The sequence below is a fragment of the Hymenobacter properus genome (assembly GCF_015694735.1).
Taxonomy (GTDB): Bacteria; Bacteroidota; Bacteroidia; order Cytophagales; family Hymenobacteraceae; genus Hymenobacter; species Hymenobacter properus.
In genome coordinates this window covers 333,077-348,821 of the sequence record NZ_JADQDP010000003.1, presented here as the reverse complement: position 1 = coordinate 348,821, position 15,745 = coordinate 333,077, and the positions used below count along the sequence as shown (strand labels likewise).

At 65.2% G+C, this 15,745-nt stretch carries 8 protein-coding genes; 2 read left to right on the top strand and 6 right to left on the bottom strand.

Going from position 1 to position 15,745, the window contains the following annotated elements; all coding sequences use genetic code 11:
• Positions 1-9: 9 nt before the first annotated feature.
• Positions 10-534, bottom strand: coding sequence for an RNA-binding protein (locus tag I2I01_RS13425; protein ID WP_196286994.1), 525 nt, complete (start codon positions 532-534; stop codon positions 10-12).
• Positions 535-707: 173 nt separating this feature from the next.
• On the opposite strand from I2I01_RS13425, the gene I2I01_RS13420 reads away from it, so the two are divergent.
• Complete coding sequence (locus I2I01_RS13420) at positions 708-1,460, top strand: COG4705 family protein (RefSeq protein ID WP_196286993.1); 753 nt, start codon at positions 708-710, stop codon at positions 1,458-1,460.
• 104 nt (positions 1,461-1,564) lie between these two features.
• Positions 1,565-2,719 carry an acyltransferase family protein gene (locus I2I01_RS13415; RefSeq protein WP_196286992.1) on the top strand — a complete coding sequence of 385 codons (1,155 nt, stop codon included), beginning with the start codon at positions 1,565-1,567 and terminating at the stop codon, positions 2,717-2,719.
• 16 nt (positions 2,720-2,735) lie between these two features.
• On the opposite strand, the gene I2I01_RS13410 is transcribed toward I2I01_RS13415, so the two are convergent.
• From I2I01_RS13410 to uvrA, 5 genes are all read right to left on the bottom strand, one after another.
• Positions 2,736-8,795, bottom strand: coding sequence for a carboxypeptidase-like regulatory domain-containing protein (locus tag I2I01_RS13410; RefSeq protein ID WP_196286991.1), 6,060 nt, complete (start codon positions 8,793-8,795; stop codon positions 2,736-2,738).
• Between the two features lie 119 nt (positions 8,796-8,914).
• The gene (locus I2I01_RS13405; protein WP_196286990.1) at positions 8,915-10,504 is read right to left on the bottom strand and encodes a DUF6770 family protein; all 1,590 of its coding nucleotides are present in this window, start codon (positions 10,502-10,504) and stop codon (positions 8,915-8,917) included.
• Between the two features lie 200 nt (positions 10,505-10,704).
• Positions 10,705-12,186 (bottom strand): M48 family metallopeptidase, encoded by a 1,482-nt coding sequence (locus I2I01_RS13400; protein WP_196286989.1) that lies wholly within the window; start codon positions 12,184-12,186, stop codon positions 10,705-10,707.
• A 188-nt stretch (positions 12,187-12,374) separates the two neighbouring features.
• Positions 12,375-13,013 carry a class I SAM-dependent methyltransferase gene (locus I2I01_RS13395; protein ID WP_196286988.1) on the bottom strand — a complete coding sequence of 213 codons (639 nt, stop codon included), beginning with the start codon at positions 13,011-13,013 and terminating at the stop codon, positions 12,375-12,377.
• A gap of 192 nt (positions 13,014-13,205) precedes the next feature.
• A complete protein-coding gene (uvrA, locus tag I2I01_RS13390; RefSeq protein ID WP_196286987.1) occupies positions 13,206-15,743 on the bottom strand; it encodes an excinuclease ABC subunit UvrA in 2,538 nt (845 codons plus the stop codon).
• Positions 15,744-15,745: the final 2 nt, after the last annotated feature.

Sequence of the window (15,745 nt, the reverse complement as noted above, 5' to 3'; positions counted from 1 at the left end):
GCCCGAACCCTACGGAGCAAACTGCCCCGCAGCGGTTTCTCGGAGCAAGGATAGTGCCGCAAGTGTATTTAAAAGTGGCAATACTTTGTCCGCTTTCACGCGGCGGAACTGCGCGGCTACCTGCGCGGCCGTCACGGGTTGGCCGGCCTGGCCCACGGCGTCGCGCAGGGCCTGCATCTGCTGGGCCAGCTCGGTGGGAAAGGGGATAGGGGCGGAAGGCACAGGGGATGCGGCCAGGGCCAGGTCGGCCTGGGTGGCCGTATTCCCTATCCCTTGTTCCTTATTCCCTTTCGCCTGGTAGGCGGGGCGCAGGTAGCGGACGTGGCCGGCCTGCTCCTCGCGGGCGCGCTCGTGGTTGAGCCGCACCAGGCGCGTGAGAATCTCGGCGTCGGGCAGGGCGGGGGGCCAGGCGTAGGCCTCGGCCACGGCGGCGTCGAGCTGCTGGTGCAGGCTGAGGACGACGGAGGCCAGGCCCTGCTGATTCACGGTCTGGTCTTTGGGGGTGAGGGGCTGGTTGGCGCGCAGCTTCTCCACCACGTTGTAGAGGTCGGTGAGGCTGCGCTCTGCATGACGCGCTAATTGATTTTAACGACTGCTTAAATAATCTTTTAAGGTGGAACACGTCTGGGCAGGATGCGCGTCGTCCCTTCCCAATTCCTTCAGAATCGAGCGCGATGTTTGGCGCAGTAAATGCGTAAGCGCCTGTTATGAAGAAAATCCCGGAAGTCACCCTGCTGTTCTGGATAATGAAAATCTGCGCTACCACGCTGGGCGAAACCGCCGGCGACCAGCTGGCCCAGACTATGAAGGTGGGTTATGCCGTTAGCTCGCTCATTCTCATTGGGTTTTTCCTGGCGACGCTTGCCGGGCAGCTGGCGGCCCGGCGCTACATTCCGGCGCTGTACTGGGCCGTGATTCTGGCCACCAGCACGGCCGGCACCACCATGTCGGACTACATGGACCGCACCCTGGGCCTGGGCTACGCCACCGGCGCGGCCCTGCTGGTCGCCATCCTGCTGGCCATCCTGGGCGGGTGGTGGCTGAGCGAAAAGTCGCTTTCCGTAACCGAGGTGCAGTCGCGCCGGGCCGAGCTGTTCTACTGGGCCGCCATCCTGTTCTCAAACACGCTGGGCACGGCCCTGGGCGATTTCCTGGCCGACGACTCGGGGCTGGGTTTCGGCGGCGGGGCGCTGCTCATCGGTGGCGCGCTGGCAGTGGTGGTAGCGCTGTACTACTTCACCCACATTTCGCGGGTGCTGCTGTTCTGGGTAGCGTTTGTGCTCACCCGGCCCTTCGGCGCCACCTTCGGCGACCTGCTCACCAAGCCGGTTGAGAAGAACGGGCTGGGCTTCGGCACCCAGGGCTCCTCGCTGATTTTGCTGGGCCTGCTGGTGGCGCTGGTGGTGTACGACTCGGTGCGCAAGCGCCCGGTGGCGGTGCGGCCGGAGGAAATGATTTGAGCACGGAGCCCAAGGCCCAGCCGCAGAACCCTGCTTAAAGCGGGCCCGCGGCAGCACCGATGGCGCGGGTACCTTTGCCGCGTTAACCAACTCGCAAAGGGCACTTGAAAACGTATTTCCCGGCCCTGACGGGCGTGCGGGCCGTGGCGGCCTACATGGTCGTGCTGGTGCACTTCGCCTCGGTGGAGGCGTCGCCCACGCTGCCGTTTTTCAAAATGTGGGTGGTGCAGTACCTGAGCCAGTTCGGCCTGGGCGTGGTCATTTTTTTCGTACTCAGCGGCTTTCTCATCACCATTCGCTACGCCGAGGGCCTCGAGCTGAGTTGGGCCTGGTTTCGGCGCTACCTCCAAAACCGCTTTGCCCGCATCTACCCCATTTATTTCCTGCTCACGGCCTTCACGTTCGGCATCATGCTCTTGCGGCCCACCCACGGCTGGTGGGAATGGACCGCCGCCTACTCGGGGCCGGAAAAGGCGGCGGCTGTTTTTTTAAACCTCACCCTGCTGCGGGCCTATTTCGGCCAGTTCGCCACGCTGGGGGTGCCCACGGCCTGGTCGCTCACCGTCGAGGAAACGTTTTACCTGTGCGCGCCGCTGTTGCTGCTAGGCTTTCGGCGGCGCCCCCGCGGCCTGGTGCTGGTGCCCGTGGCCCTGCTGGCGCTGGGGCTGGCGCTGATGGCTTTTTGCACGCGCGAGCTGCCCTATTATGGCCTGATGCAGGATGCGCGCTTCGTGCTGGGCACGACGTTCTTCGGGCGCAGCGCCGAGTTTGTGTGGGGCATGGCGCTGGGTCTGTGGGTGGTTCGGCAGCCGCGCCCCCTGGCCCGACGCGGCCACTACACGCTGCTCGGGGCTGCCGGCATTCTGCTCTACATGCTGGCCACGGCCATCATCAACCACCAGTGCCCCACCTGCTTCGATAGCACCGGCCCCGACTGGTACCTCGTCGAAATGCTGGCCGGCAGCGTGGTGCTGCCGGTGTTCGTGTGCAGCCTGCTTTGGGGCCTGATAAGCGAGCAAACCTGGTTGCGCTGGGTGCTCGAAACCAAGTTGCTGAGCTTGCTGGGCCGCGCTTCCTACGTGCTCTACCTGCTGCACCTGGGCACGGTCGATTACCTGTTTCGGGTGTATGTGTCGAGCAACAGCCTTGTCTGCCTGCTGGCTTACACGCTCATCAGCATCGGCCTGTACCAAGTGGTGGAGCGTCCGCTGCAGCGGTGGCTGCGGGCGCGGCCGGCAGTAGCGAGTGCGCATGCCTAATGGCGCGGGCGGAGCCCTACTTCACCACCGCCTGCTTGCTGGCCGAGCGGCCGAACTTCGTGGGGAAGTACACCAGCTCGGCCTTGGCCGGGTTGATGGTGTAAGTGCCCTTGAAGCGCGGCTGCAGGGCAATGCGGAACTGGTGCCGCCCCACGGGCAGGTAGTCGACGAAGATGCCGGTTTGGTGGCGCAGGTATTCGCGGTGGGTTTCGAGGCCGTTGGTGGGGGCCGGGTCGCCGTAGGAGCAGCCGGCCGGGATGGGCACTTCCAGCAGCACGTAGCGGGCCTCGGCCTTCACGTCCACGGTCACAAGCAGCTCGGCGGGCTGGCCGGCGCGCAGCGTCACGCGGTTGCCGGCCTGGCCCGCTAGCTCCGTCCGCACCGTGAAGGCGGCCGACACCGGCGCCGGGGTGGGGTTCCAGTGGCTTTGGTAGGCCGTGGCGTAAAGCGGAAGCAGGCCCTCCTTGCGTAGCGTGAGCGGCCCGCTGCTGGCCGCCAGCTTGGCGGTGAAAGGAAACTTGGTCACGGTTTCGCTGAGCCCGCCGCTGAGCTGGGCGCGGGCAAAGGTGGCCGGGCGGCCCGCCGCAAACAAATCAGGCCCAATGGTTTCGAGGATTTCGGCTGCTTCGTAGGTGCTGGTCCAGTGGCCGCCCACGCGCAGGTTGAGCAGGCCCACGCGCAGGCGGGCCAGCTCGGCCTCGTGCCCGCCAATGGCGCGCAGGGCGCGGTAAGCCAGCAGGGTGGTACCCACCCGGTCGCGCAGCAGGTAGCCGTAGTAGGTCGATTGATGCAGGGTGTCGCCATAAAACACGCCGCCGAGCTGGGTGCGCAGCCGGTAGCGCCGCAGCGTGTCGAGCTGATAGGGCAGGCCCAACTGATGGCGCAGGGTCAGGAGGGCCAGGTAGCGGTCGAGGGGTTGGCGGCCGGATTGCAGGCGGTTGAAGCGGGACACATAGGTTTTGAAATCGGCGGGCGCGCCCAGGCGGTGCAGCAGGGCCAGCAGGCGGATGAGGTCGTCGGGGGCGTGGTAGTAGGCGTAGTAGCTGGGCAGCGGGCGGCCGCGCAGTTGGGCCACGGTGGCGGCTTCGCTCAGGTGGTCGTCGAGCTCGCCCAGCAGATAGCGTTGCGTCGCCGCCCGGTCGAAAGTCACCTTGTAGCCGGCCTTCTCAGCCTCCAACAAAGCTTCCAGTACGTGGGTGGTGGCCCAGGGGCTCACTGACGAGGTAGGCCAAGTGCCCCACAGGTGCTCGGGCTTGTGCTGGCCGGCTAGCAGCTTCTTGATGAGAAAGTTCACGGCCCGGTCGCCGCGGAAAGGCTGGCCCTGCACCTCTCGGATGCGGCGCTCCAGCAGCAGCGCCTTCAGCTTGGAGGCGGCCTGCTCGTTGCAGAGGTAGGCATAGTGCTGCAGGTGCTCAATTTCGGAGAGCAGCAGGGGCAGGGCGTCGCTTTCCAGGTGCACCGTCACCTCGCCCAAAGCGGGGTTGATGGGCAGCTGCAGCGTGGTATCGGCAGCGGTGAGGGTGGCGAAGGTGCCCACGCGCTCCAGGGTGCCGGCGGGCAGCAGGGGCAGGCTGCGCTGCTCGCCGTCCTGGTAACCGTTGGGCTGGGCCAGGGCGAAGCTGAGCGTGACCGAGTCGGGCGCCGTGGCAGCGGGAGCAGTGAAGGTGAGTGTATCCAGCGCCACCGGGCTCACCCGTTGGTTTTGAGTGCGCAGCACCTGCGCGCCGGCCCGGAAGGTGGTCGTCACTTGCGCCGTATCAAAGCCGTAGTTCAGACTTTTGCCCAGCAGCTGGGTGCGGTCGCCGGCCACCAGGAAGCGGGGCGTGGCCAGCTCGGCCCGCAGCTGCTTGAACGACTTGAGGCGGGCCGTGGCCCGCCCCAGGCGGCCGTGGTTGTCGGAGGCCAGCACGAAGCTGTCCCAGCTGGTCACGTCGTCGGGCAGCACCACCTCGGCGCGGGCCTGGCCGCGGGCGTCGGTTTCGAGCAGCGGGTGCCACCAGGCGTAGTCGCGGAAGTGACGGCGCAAAGCCAGGCGCGGGTCGGCGCCGTTGGGCACGTCATCGGCACTGCCTTTAGTGGTGATAATGATTGCGCCATTGGCCGCCTGCGAGCCGTAGAGGCTGGCTGCTTCGGTACCCTTTATCACCCTTAGGCTGGTAATGCTGGCCGGGTCGATGTCAGCTTGCAGGCCATCAAAGGGTAGGCCATTGAGCAGAATGAAGGGCTTGTTGCTGGCGCTGATGGAGGCAGCCCCGCGAATCATTATGCGGGCGCCGGGGGCGCCTTCAATCTGCACGCCTGCCACTTGGCCTGCCAGGCCGCGCAACAGCGGTGCCGCCGAAACGGTCGAAACGGCTGCACTCATGTTCCGCCGTTCCGTTGTGCCGTAGCCTACGACCACCACTTCATTCAACTGCTTGGTATCGGCAGCCAGCTTTATCACCAGCGTGCTTACCCCGCTCACGGCAACTTCTTGGGTAATATAGCCCACGCTGCTAATTCGAAGCGTGCTGCTTCCATCCGGCGGCACTTGCAAGGCAAAGCTGCCGTCGGCATTAGTTGAGGTGCCCATGGTGGTACCCTTGATAAGCACCGTCACCCCGGGCATACCTTCCTCGCTGGCCCGGTCGAGCACCTGGCCGCGCAGGGTACGCCAGCCGGGCTGGGGCGTGGCGGGCGTTTCCACCCGGATTTCGCGGCGGGCGGGCACGCTGTCGGCCGGGGTGACGTGCATTGCCTTGGGCCGCCGCAGCCACAGCTGCTGGTTGATGCGGCGGCTGAGGCGGCCGGCGGGCACCTGGTCGGTGCGGCGGAGCTGGAAGTAGGTCTGACCGTTGGGTTGGACGAGGACATCCTCGGCCGGGGCCAGGCAGGAGCTGTCGGCCAGCAGCATGGCTACGCGGTAGCGGCCCGGCGCCAGTGCGTGGATGAGGCCGTAGCCGCGCTCCAAACGCAGGAATTTGGGCTGGCCGGGGCGGGTGAGCAGCACGTAGCGCGGTGCCGCCAGCTCTTTATAGGTGGGTCCGGCATCGGCCGGCCGCGGCGGAAGGCGCAGCTCCAGCCGGCCCTGGCCTTGCGGCGTGGCGTAGGGCACGTCGAGCCGGGCGTTGAGGTATTCGGGCGTGACAGCGGCCTGCCACTCGGGCTTGCGCTTGAAATCGGCTTCGGTGTAGGCAAAGCCCTGTAGCGGCAGCGCCTTGCCGTAGCCGTTGTACTCATAGCCATTGAGCGGACCCAGCAAGCCGGCATCTAGGCACTGCATTTTCAGCAGGTTGGCTCCAAACGAATATTTGTACAAGGGCTCAAACAGAAACTTGCGCCGCAGTCCGTAAGCATCACGCAGCAGCACCGAATCGGGCCGGAAAGGGCCGCTGACCACGGCCTCGCGGTAGTAGCTCCGCGTGAGGGGGCGAAGCGTCGGGCCCTGTCGCAGCGTGGCGGCGGCCAGAAACGTGCCGTCAAGCACCACCACTGAGCGTTGCAGGCCCAGCAGCTCGGCGGGGGCCAGCTCCGGCCGGCGTGTTTCCACGCTCAGCTCGGCGCAGGGATGGTTCACGTCGATGCTCAGCGTGAGCTTGTGCAGCGGGCGCAAATACACCTCTCGCAGCCGCACGAAGCGCGTGGCCGTGCGCACGCTGATGGTGTGAAAGCCGCTGTCGGCCACCACGGTGTAGGGGTCGTTGTGGTTCACGTCGTGGATGTAGCCGGGCTGCCCGTCCACGTACACCGCCACAGGCGGCAGCACCCGGCCGGAGTCGACCAGGAAAACCGCTACCTGCGTCAGCCCGCCCGGCGCCGGCCGGTACTCGTGAAAGCTGCCCGTTTCGGGGTACAGAAACTGGTAAAACGTCAGTGAGTCGAGCCCCAGCACGTGCCGCCAGCGCGCCCAGGGCAGCAGCTTCTGGGCCGAGGAACCCGCAAAATCCTTGCCCAGCTTGAAGCGGCGCAGCGACTGCCGGCCCTGCACCGGCCGGGCCACCCGCAGCTGCGGCAGCGCAGGCGCGGCGGTTTGCTCAAACTTGCTGGTGTAGGCGTAGCTCGTCAGGTCGGCGTGGGGCACGGGGCGGCCCCGCTCGTCGGTCACGGCGTAGCGCAGGCTGATTCGCTGGCCGGGATACGCCACCGCAGGCTGCTCGGCACTGATGAGGAGCTGCGGCGCGGGCAGCGCCATCGTGAATTCGGCCGAGCGCAGGGCGTCGCCCCACCAGTAGTGCAGCGAGGCAAACCAAGGCTCCGCGCCCGCGTGCGGAATGGCCATATTGAGGGCATCGGCGTAGCCGCGGTAGCGCAGGCGGTTGCCCTGATAGAGGTAGTACCAGAAGTGCAGCCCGTGCGGGTTGCTCACGGCCAGCACCAGCGAGTCGGCCCGGCGGTCCGAAAGCAAGGTGAGTTCGGCGTTGCCTTCATTGATGTCGAGCCCGGCCCAGCGGCCCTCTGCATCACGCAGTTCGTAGGAGTCGGCGTGGGCGTCCACTTTCAGCGCCAGCGGCAGCTGCACCGGCCCCCGAAACAGCCAACCGCTGCCCAGCTCGCTGGCCGTGGAGATGCGGAGCGTGGCCGCGTGCGGCTGGCTGTGGCCCAAGTGGCGGTACTCCAGGTGCACCGAGTCGGCGCGCAGCTCGGCGTGCAGCTCGCCGGCGTCGTGGCGGAAGTCGACCTGGGCGCTTTCGGTGCGGCGCTCGTTGTCGGAAGTCAGCAGCGTGGCCTGCACGTTGTACTTGAAATCCACGTCGGGCAGGGCGTTGGCGGGCAGGTTGAGGCGGGTTTCGCCCAGCGCGTCCAGCGCCTGGCGGTGGGTCCAGAGTGTGTCGGGCATGAAGAGCTGGCGGCCGGGTAGGGCGCCCGGCGCGCCGGACGGCGTCACGCTCAGCCGCAGGCGGGCGTCGAGCAGGTTGAGGTCGTTGGCGTCGGTGCCGCGCACAAACACGGCCTGCGGCTGGCCCTGGCGCTGGGTTTTCTCCGCCACGCGCAAGGTGTAGTGGCTGTTCTTCAGTTCGTAGTCTTCGAGCCGAAACTGCCCGCTGGCCCGCACCTGCCCGCGCCGGTCTTTCAGCCGGAAGCCCACGTAGGTATCGGGCCGCAAGCCCAGCGAGTCGGTCAGCGGCAGGGTGTAGGCGTAGCTGCCGGGCCGGCTGGGGCGCAGCCGGGCAATGCGCTTGCCGGTTTCGTCGCCGTAGCCATTGCCGCCCAGCCAGAGGGTGAGCGGACGGCGGTAGGGGCGGCCGTTTTTCTGGCGCAGCACGCGGGCCTTCAGACGCAGGGTATCGGCGGTGGGGCGGTAGCGGGGCTGGCTGGTGGCCACGTAGCTGGTCCAGCGGGGATGGGCTTCTGTTCGGTCTTCGCGGCGGCTTTGGCGCTCGTCGCGCACGTCTTCGTTAAAAATGGAGCGCAGCAAGCCAATGGGGCCGGTGCTCACGCCGGCCGGGTAGTGCAGCTCCTGCACCAGCTTGCGCACCGGCCCGCTGAGGTAGCCCAGCGGAAAGCCGTAGAGCACACGCCAGCCCGCGCGCCGCAGCCAGTGCCCGTGCTGCCGGACTCGCTGCCCGCCGCGCGGAAACGTCTGGTCGAGGGCATGGAAGGTGGTGCGCCCGCCGGACGTCACGGCCACCAGGCCGGCGCGGCCGCCGCGGGCTTGCAAGTAGGTTTGGGTGGCGGCGTCGAAGGCTAGCGGCTTGCCGCGCAGGGCCACCTGGGCGTCGGGCAGCAGCCGGCCCAGCGAGTCGCGCACCACCAAGCTCAAATCCACCTGATTGTCGACCACCAGCACTTCGCGGTCGGCTTCGGTGCGGAGCTCATACACCAGTTGCGGGCCTTCGGTGTGGGCCACCAGGTAGTAGCCCAGCGGCAGCCGGCGCGAGGCGGGCTTGTCGGTGGGAAAGGAGTCGACGGCCTGCGTAAAAAACTCGGGCCGGGCGGCGTCGAGGCCGCGCTCGTACAGTTGGCGGGCCTGCTCGTCGCTGAGGCGAAACACCTTGGTGAGGTAGCTGGTTTGGCGGGCCTGGGCCACCAACTGCTGGGCGCGGGCTGGGTGAAAAAACAGGCAGAACAGGGCGGCGAAAAGTAGCAGAGGGCGCATACGCAGGCAGAAAAGCGTTTCCCATCCGATGCAGCCCTGCTGCGGAATGCACATCGCCGGACGCAAAAAGGCCCGGCGGTGGCCGGGCCTTTTCGTGACTAAAAGCAGAAAGCGAGAGCTTAGATGTTGAGCTTCACCAGCTTCATGCCCATTTTCTTCTCCTTCTTCAGGTAGTCTACCAGCATCACGTAGCCGGGCTTGGCCGGGTACAGGAAGGAGGTGGTGGCGTTGCTGGTGCCGTCAATCTTGTCAAGTTTGAACTGGCCGTTGTCGCCAAAGGCCACGTTGCCAATGATTTTCTTGGTGGCTTCGCCCTTCTCCTTATCGTAGTTGATATACACCACGTTAAACTGCGAGTTGGCGTCGTTTTTCTGGATGAACTGGTAGTCGAACTGGCCCGACCGTTTGAAGTAAGAGCCTAGCATGCCCGTACCCGACAAGCTCTCGTACTGCGGAATCACGACTTTCGACGCGTCCTTGGCGTAGAATTTTACGTCGGTCAGCTTGTCGTTGGGGTCGAGGGCAAACACCAGTAGGTTGGCAACCTGACCTTTGGCGAAGGAGGCCGTGCTCGAACCCAGCAGCGAGAGGGCAATGCCCAGGCCGTCGCCCACCACTTTGTACTGCTCGGCCACGATGTAGGTCTTGCCGTTGGAGCCGCGCACCACCGACTGCGTGTAGTTCACGAAGCCGTCTTCCAGGCTCTGGCGGGCTTCGGCGGGCAGGGCGGCGGCCACCTCGTTGTGCCAGCCGTAGTTTTTCACGCCCAGCAGCTTGCCATCTTCGCTGTAGCGCTTGATGAAGAAGCCCTGGCTTTTGTTCACGAATGGTTTGTCGTTCAGCTTGTAAAACTCGCCCATGGCGATAAACTCGCGCTTCAGCGGGTCGAAGGTGAACGAGGTGAGCGACAGCTGCTCGGTGGCGCTGTTTTCCACCGGCAGGTCGAACAGCTTTTTGCCCGTCGTCACCTCCAGGGCCACGATGTAGGCATCGATTTTCTTCGACGCCGTGCTGGTGCGACGCTGAATGGTAGCCAGAATGTACTTGTCGACGGCCTGGGTTAGGTTTACCGACTCGACGAATTTCGACTTGGGGTCGGTGCTCAGGCGCCAGCGCGGCGTCAGCTTGTCGTCGTACATCTGCAGGTTGAAGCCCTTCATGGTGCCGTTGGCGCCCATGCCCTCGAAGCTGTTGCGCACAAAGCCGTAGTTCGGCACCGGAAACAGCGTCATGTTCTGGCCCGTGTCGGTGCCCTCGATGCCCTGCGTGCCGAAGGCTTGGTAGGTCATGTACAAATCGGCCTTGTTGAGGTCGCCAATAGCCTTGGTGGCAATTTTCTTGAGGCCGGTGTCGTAGGTTTCAATCTCCAACGTCTTGTCCTTCATGTTGTAATAGTACATGGCGAAGGCCGAGCCGTTAAAGGCGTTGCGCAGCAGGAAGTACTTGCCCGCCGGCTTTTGCATGGTGATGCTGCTCACCTTGGTGAGGTCCTGGTCATAGAAATCGAGCAGGAAGTTGTCGTTCTTCTTGTCGGCCTTGTCGCCGCGCGAATACATCACGTAGCCCTTCACTTCGTTGCCGGCATACACCGGCTCGATGGCCGAGCGGCGCACGGAAGCCACGCCGTCGAGGGTTTGGGTTTGGGCGTGCAGAGCCGCCGAGGCCGCCAGCGTCACAGCAGCCGCCAGCAGGGTATTTTTAACAAGCATGTAGAGGGGGTAAAGGGTTGGGAATAAGCGGAATGTTTAATGGAGTATGATGGTGTGTGGCTTCTGCGTCGTCTGTCATCCTGAGCGCAGCGAAGGACCTTCTCACGCCAGAATGAATGTGAATAACCTAACACTATCTAACGTGAGAGGGTCCTTCGCTGCGCTCAGGATGACAGACGTATAGCGCGTACTAACGGGCGCTACCGCAGCGACTTCTTGCCCGTCGAAACAACCGGTTTCGGGAACAGAAGCTTCGTGAACTTGCCGTCGTGGTAGCGGCTTTGGTACTGCTGCTGCAGGGTGGCGGCGCCGGGCTCGCCGGCCAGGGCGGCAGCAGCGTAGGCAGCGGCATGGGCGTACTCGTCGGCGGGGGTGGCCGGAGCGGAGGTATTCTGGGCGAAGCAGGCCAGCAGGCCTTTGTAATCGTCGGCCTTCCAGGCGTAGAGCGTGGTCAGCATCTGATTGAAATTCTCGGGGTGGTGCTTCGATACGTTGCCCACCACTTCGTAGAAATCGTGCTTGATGAGGTGCTCGCGCAGCTCGTACAGGCTCAGCGTCACCACTGAGCGCAGGTAGGCATTCTGAGGCTCCTCGTGCAGCAGCTGCAGCGCTTCAAACAAGGCGTGGTCGTAGCAGTCGTAGTCGAACCAGCTTTGCACAGACTCCAAACGGCTCAAGGACACGATGCGGGCAAAGGCCGGCGTGGGGGCCGTAGGGGCGTCGGTAATCTGGCCCTGGGCCAGCTCGCTCAGGAAGCGCATGCGCTTGGCGCAGTCGGGGTGGGTTTTGAGGGTGTCGGTGGTTTCGAGCACCGTCTTGGTGGGCGCCGCTACCGTGAAAATGGACTTGGGCTTGGCCGGGGCCTCGGGCAGCGGGTAGGGGAATTTTTCGCAGCCGAAAAACTGGCCCATTGCCAGGGGCTCGGGCGAGAGCGGCTGGTCGATTTTATCGAGCAGCTGCAGCACACGGTAGGCCTGCTTGGCGTCGAAGCTCGTGCGTTTCAGCAGGGCATAGCCCAGCGAGTCGGCCTGCTTTTCGTACTGGCGGTGGTGGAAGGTGCTGTTCAGCGACAAGCCCAGGGCTAGCGCCTTCAGCTTCGAACTGATGTTGTACTCATCGGCCACAATGCGCTTCACTTCCTTGCGCACCTGCTTGCTGTGGATTTTGGTGAGCTGCGAGCGCAGGCCTCGCTCCATGTGCCCACACTGGATGTGGGCCAGCTCGTGGCACAGCACGTAGGCCAGCTGGCTTTCGTTTTCGAGGCGGCCCAGCAGGCCCACGTTCAGCATCACGGTGCTGTTGCCTACGGCGTGGGCGTTGGGCTCGGGGTTGCGGCTGAGCACGAGCTGTACGGCCGGCAGCTGCGGGTTGGCCTTCTGAATTTGCGCGAACACGCCCTGCACGTAGGGGTTCAGCACGGGGTCGACGAGGGCGGAGTAGCGGACGGTGTTATACACGTCGGTGGCTGCTTCCTGGGCAATTTTCTTGTAGTGGTCCTTGTACTCGCCGCTTACCGATTTGGGCGTTACCAGGTACTTCTGCACGGCCGCGCGGTGGGCCACCGCCATGTCGTGCACCCGCACGGTATCGGAAGAGTAGTAGGGGAGGTAAGGCGCCTGTTGCGCCAATGCCGGGGTAGCCAGCAAGCTGCCCAACGCGGCCAGCCAAGATAAAAGACGCATAAAGCCGTCGCAGGGATAAAATTACAGGAAGGGAGCCAATTGGTCGAACCAAAGGTAGAACGACGAATTGCTATAATCCTAGCTGCGCATCTGCGACGGCAAAAGATTTTTTGGCTGTGGCAGCCAACGCCTTAAAGCGGGTAGCGCGGCCTTTTGGCCAGCCGCGAAGCCTGCCGCCGGGCCAGGCCTCAGCGCGGCGCCACCCGGGCCACTACGGCAAAAAGCGGGTCGGAGCGGCCGGGCGGCAGCGGGCTGCGGTCGAGCAGCTCAATGGCGTGCCAGCCGGCGGCGGCAGTGAGGTACTCGCGTACCAGGGCGAGGTGGCCGCGGTCGTCGAGAGCGTGCCAGGCGGCCACGGCCTTGCTGGGAAAGGAGCGGTTGGAGAAAGTGATGACCAGCGGGGCCTCGGGCCGCAGCACGCGGGCCAGCTCGCGCAGCACCGCCACCGGCTGCGTCAGGTAGTCGACGGACACGCAGATAGCCGCCCCGTCGAACTCATCGTTTGCGAAGGGCAGTACAGGCTGCTGGTTGAGGTCCTGCACCACGAAGGATTCGAGGCGCGGGTTGGCCGCCAATTCGGCTTGGTTCATGCCCAGGCCCACCACGCGGCGGTAGGGCACCTCGGGCGGCAGGTGGCTCACCCAGCTGCTCATCAAATCGAGCAGCGCGGAATCCAGTGGGAAGTACTCGCGGTAAAGCTGCGTGACGGCCGCAATGGCGCGGTCGTCGATGTGCGTGACGAAGCGCGGGTGGTGGTAGAATTCCGCGTCGGGTGTTTCGTTCTGGCGGCGGAAGAGGTTAGGTGGGAGGGCGTCGTTGGGGTTCATGGAGGTGTGTATTGATAAAGAAGAAAAGCATCATGCAGAGCGAAACATCTTTGTTGCTTCTCCCTCCGTGCTAACCTCACCCCCGGCCCCTCTCCTTGGGGAGAGGGGAGCCTGACAATTCCAAAAGTCTGCTGACGACTGGCACCCATCTCCCCAAGGAGAGGGGCCGGGGGTGAGGTTGGCGTTGCGTCTTTACCCCGCCAGAAACTCCCGCAGATACGGCGCTGTGCGGCTCTCGCGCACTTTGGCCACCTCGCGCGGCGGGCCCGCGGCCACCACGCGCCCGCCGTCTTCACCCGCGCCGGGGCCGATGTCGAGCACCCAATCGGAGCCGGCCACCACGCGCATCTCGTGTTCCACCACGATGACGGTGTTGCCGGCTTCCACCAAGCCTTCGAGCTGGAGCATCAACTTCTCGGTGTCGGAGGGGTGCAGGCCGGTGGTGGGCTCGTCGAGCACGTAGAGCGTGTTGCCGCGGCCGATGCGCTGCAGCTCGGTGGCGAGCTTGATGCGTTGGGCCTCGCCGCCGCTTAGCTCGGTGGCGGGCTGGCCCAGGCGCAGATAGCCAAGGCCCACCTCGCGCAGCACGGTGAGGGCGCGATGGATGGCGGGCTCGTCGGCGAAGAACTCCCAGGCGTCGTCCACGGTCAGGCCCAGCACCTCGGCGATGTTGCGGCCGCGGTACTGCACCTCCAGGGTTTTGGCGTTGTAGCGGGCGCCGTGGCACACCGGGCAGGGCGCGTACACGCTGGGCAGAAACAGCAGCTCCACCATCACGAAGCCCTCGCCCGAGCAGTTCTCGCAGCGCCCCTTGGCCACGTTGAAGCTGAAGCGGCCGGCGTCGTAGCGGCGCTTGCGGGCCTCGGGCGTGGCGGCGAACAGCTTGCGCACGTGGTCGAACAGGCCGGTGTAGGTGGCCATGTTGGAGCGCGGCGTGCGGCCGATGGGCTTCTGGTCGACGCGCACCAGGCGCTTGATTTTGTCGAGCCCGGCCGTAATATGGCCGCCGAGTGTGGCAGGGGCGGGCGGGGCCAGCGGGTCGGTTTCCTCTTCTTCGGCCTCAATGGCCTGGCCCAGGCTTTCGGCCACCAGCTCCACTAGCACCTGGCTCACCAGGCTGGACTTGCCCGAGCCCGACACGCCTGTTACCGTCGTGAACACGCCCAGCGGAAATTCCACGTCGAGGTTGTTGAGGTTGTTGCGCGTCACGCCGGCCAGTTTCAACCAGCCAGTGGGCTTGCGTGGCGGCACGTCGGGCAGCGCGGAGGTGTCGAACAGAAACTGGCGCGTCTGCGAAGCTTCGACTGTTTTTAGGCCTTCGGGCGGGCCGCTGTAGAGGATTTCGCCGCCTTTCTCGCCGGCAGCGGGACCCACGTCCACCAGCCAGTCGGCCCGGCGGATGACGTCCAAATCGTGCTCCACCACAAACAGCGAATTGCCAGCGCCCTTGAGGCCGTCCAACGCCTTAAGCAGGGCCTCAGTATCGGCCGGGTGCAGGCCGGCACTGGGCTCATCGAGCACGTACACCACGCCGAACAGGTTGGAATAGAGCTGCGTGGCCAGCCGCAGGCGCTGCAGCTCGCCGGGAGAGAGCGTGGGTGTGCCGCGCTCCAACGACAAATAGCCCAGCCCCAAATCGAGCAGCACTGCCAGCCGCGCCGCCAAATCTTCGGCAATGCGCTGGGCCACAATGGCCTGTTCGGGGTGCTCTTTGTCGTGGGCCTGCTTGCGTGCTTTGCCTTCGGCAAAAGGCTGCAAAAGCGCCGCCAGCCGCTTCAGGGGCAGGCGCGACATCTCGGCAATATCCAGCCCGGCAAACTTCACGCTCAGCGACTCCACCCGCAGGCGCTTGCCGTGGCAGGTGGGGCAGTCGGAACCCAGCATGTACTGGGCCACGCGCTTCTTCATCAGCGCGCTTTGGGTGGTGGCAAAGGTGTGTAGCACGTACTTCTTCACGCCCATAAACGTGCCCATGTAGTTCGGCGGCTCACGGCGCTTGATGGCGCGCTGCGTCTGCTCGGGCGAGTAGCCCGGGTACACCGGCAGCACGGGCTGCTCCTCGGTGAAGAGTATCCAGTCCCGGTCCTTCTGCGGCAGGTCTTTCCAGGGCGTGTCCACGTCGTAGCCCATGCTCACCAGAATGTCGCGCTGGTTTTGGCCGCCCCAGGCTTGGGGCCAAGCCGCAATGGCCCGCTCCCGGATGGTAAGCGTGGGGTCGGGCACCATGCTCTGCTCCGTCACCTCGTACACGCGGCCCAGGCCGTGGCAGGTGGGGCAGGCGCCCTCGGCGGTATTGGGCGAAAAAGCTTCGGCGTAGATGATGCCCTGCCCGGCGGGGTAGTCGCCGGCCCGCGAGTAAAGCATGCGCAGCAGGTTCGATAGGGTTGTCACCGAGCCCACCGACGAGCGGGTGCTCGGCGCGCCGCGCTGCTGCTGCAAGGCCACCGCCGGCGGCAACCCCTCAATTGCTGTCACTTCGGGCACGGCCATCTGGTGGAACAGCCGCCGCGCGTAGGGCGACACCGATTCCAGGTAGCGGCGCTGGGCCTCGGCGTAGAGTGTGCCGAAGGCCAGGCTGCTCTTGCCCGAGCCCGACACGCCCGTAAACACCACCAGCGCATCGCGCGGAATGTCGACGTCGACGTTTTTGAGGTTGTGCTCGCGGGCGCCGCGCACGCGCACGAAGCCGGTGAAATCCTGCTTGTTCGATGGATGAGTGGACTGGGCCATGC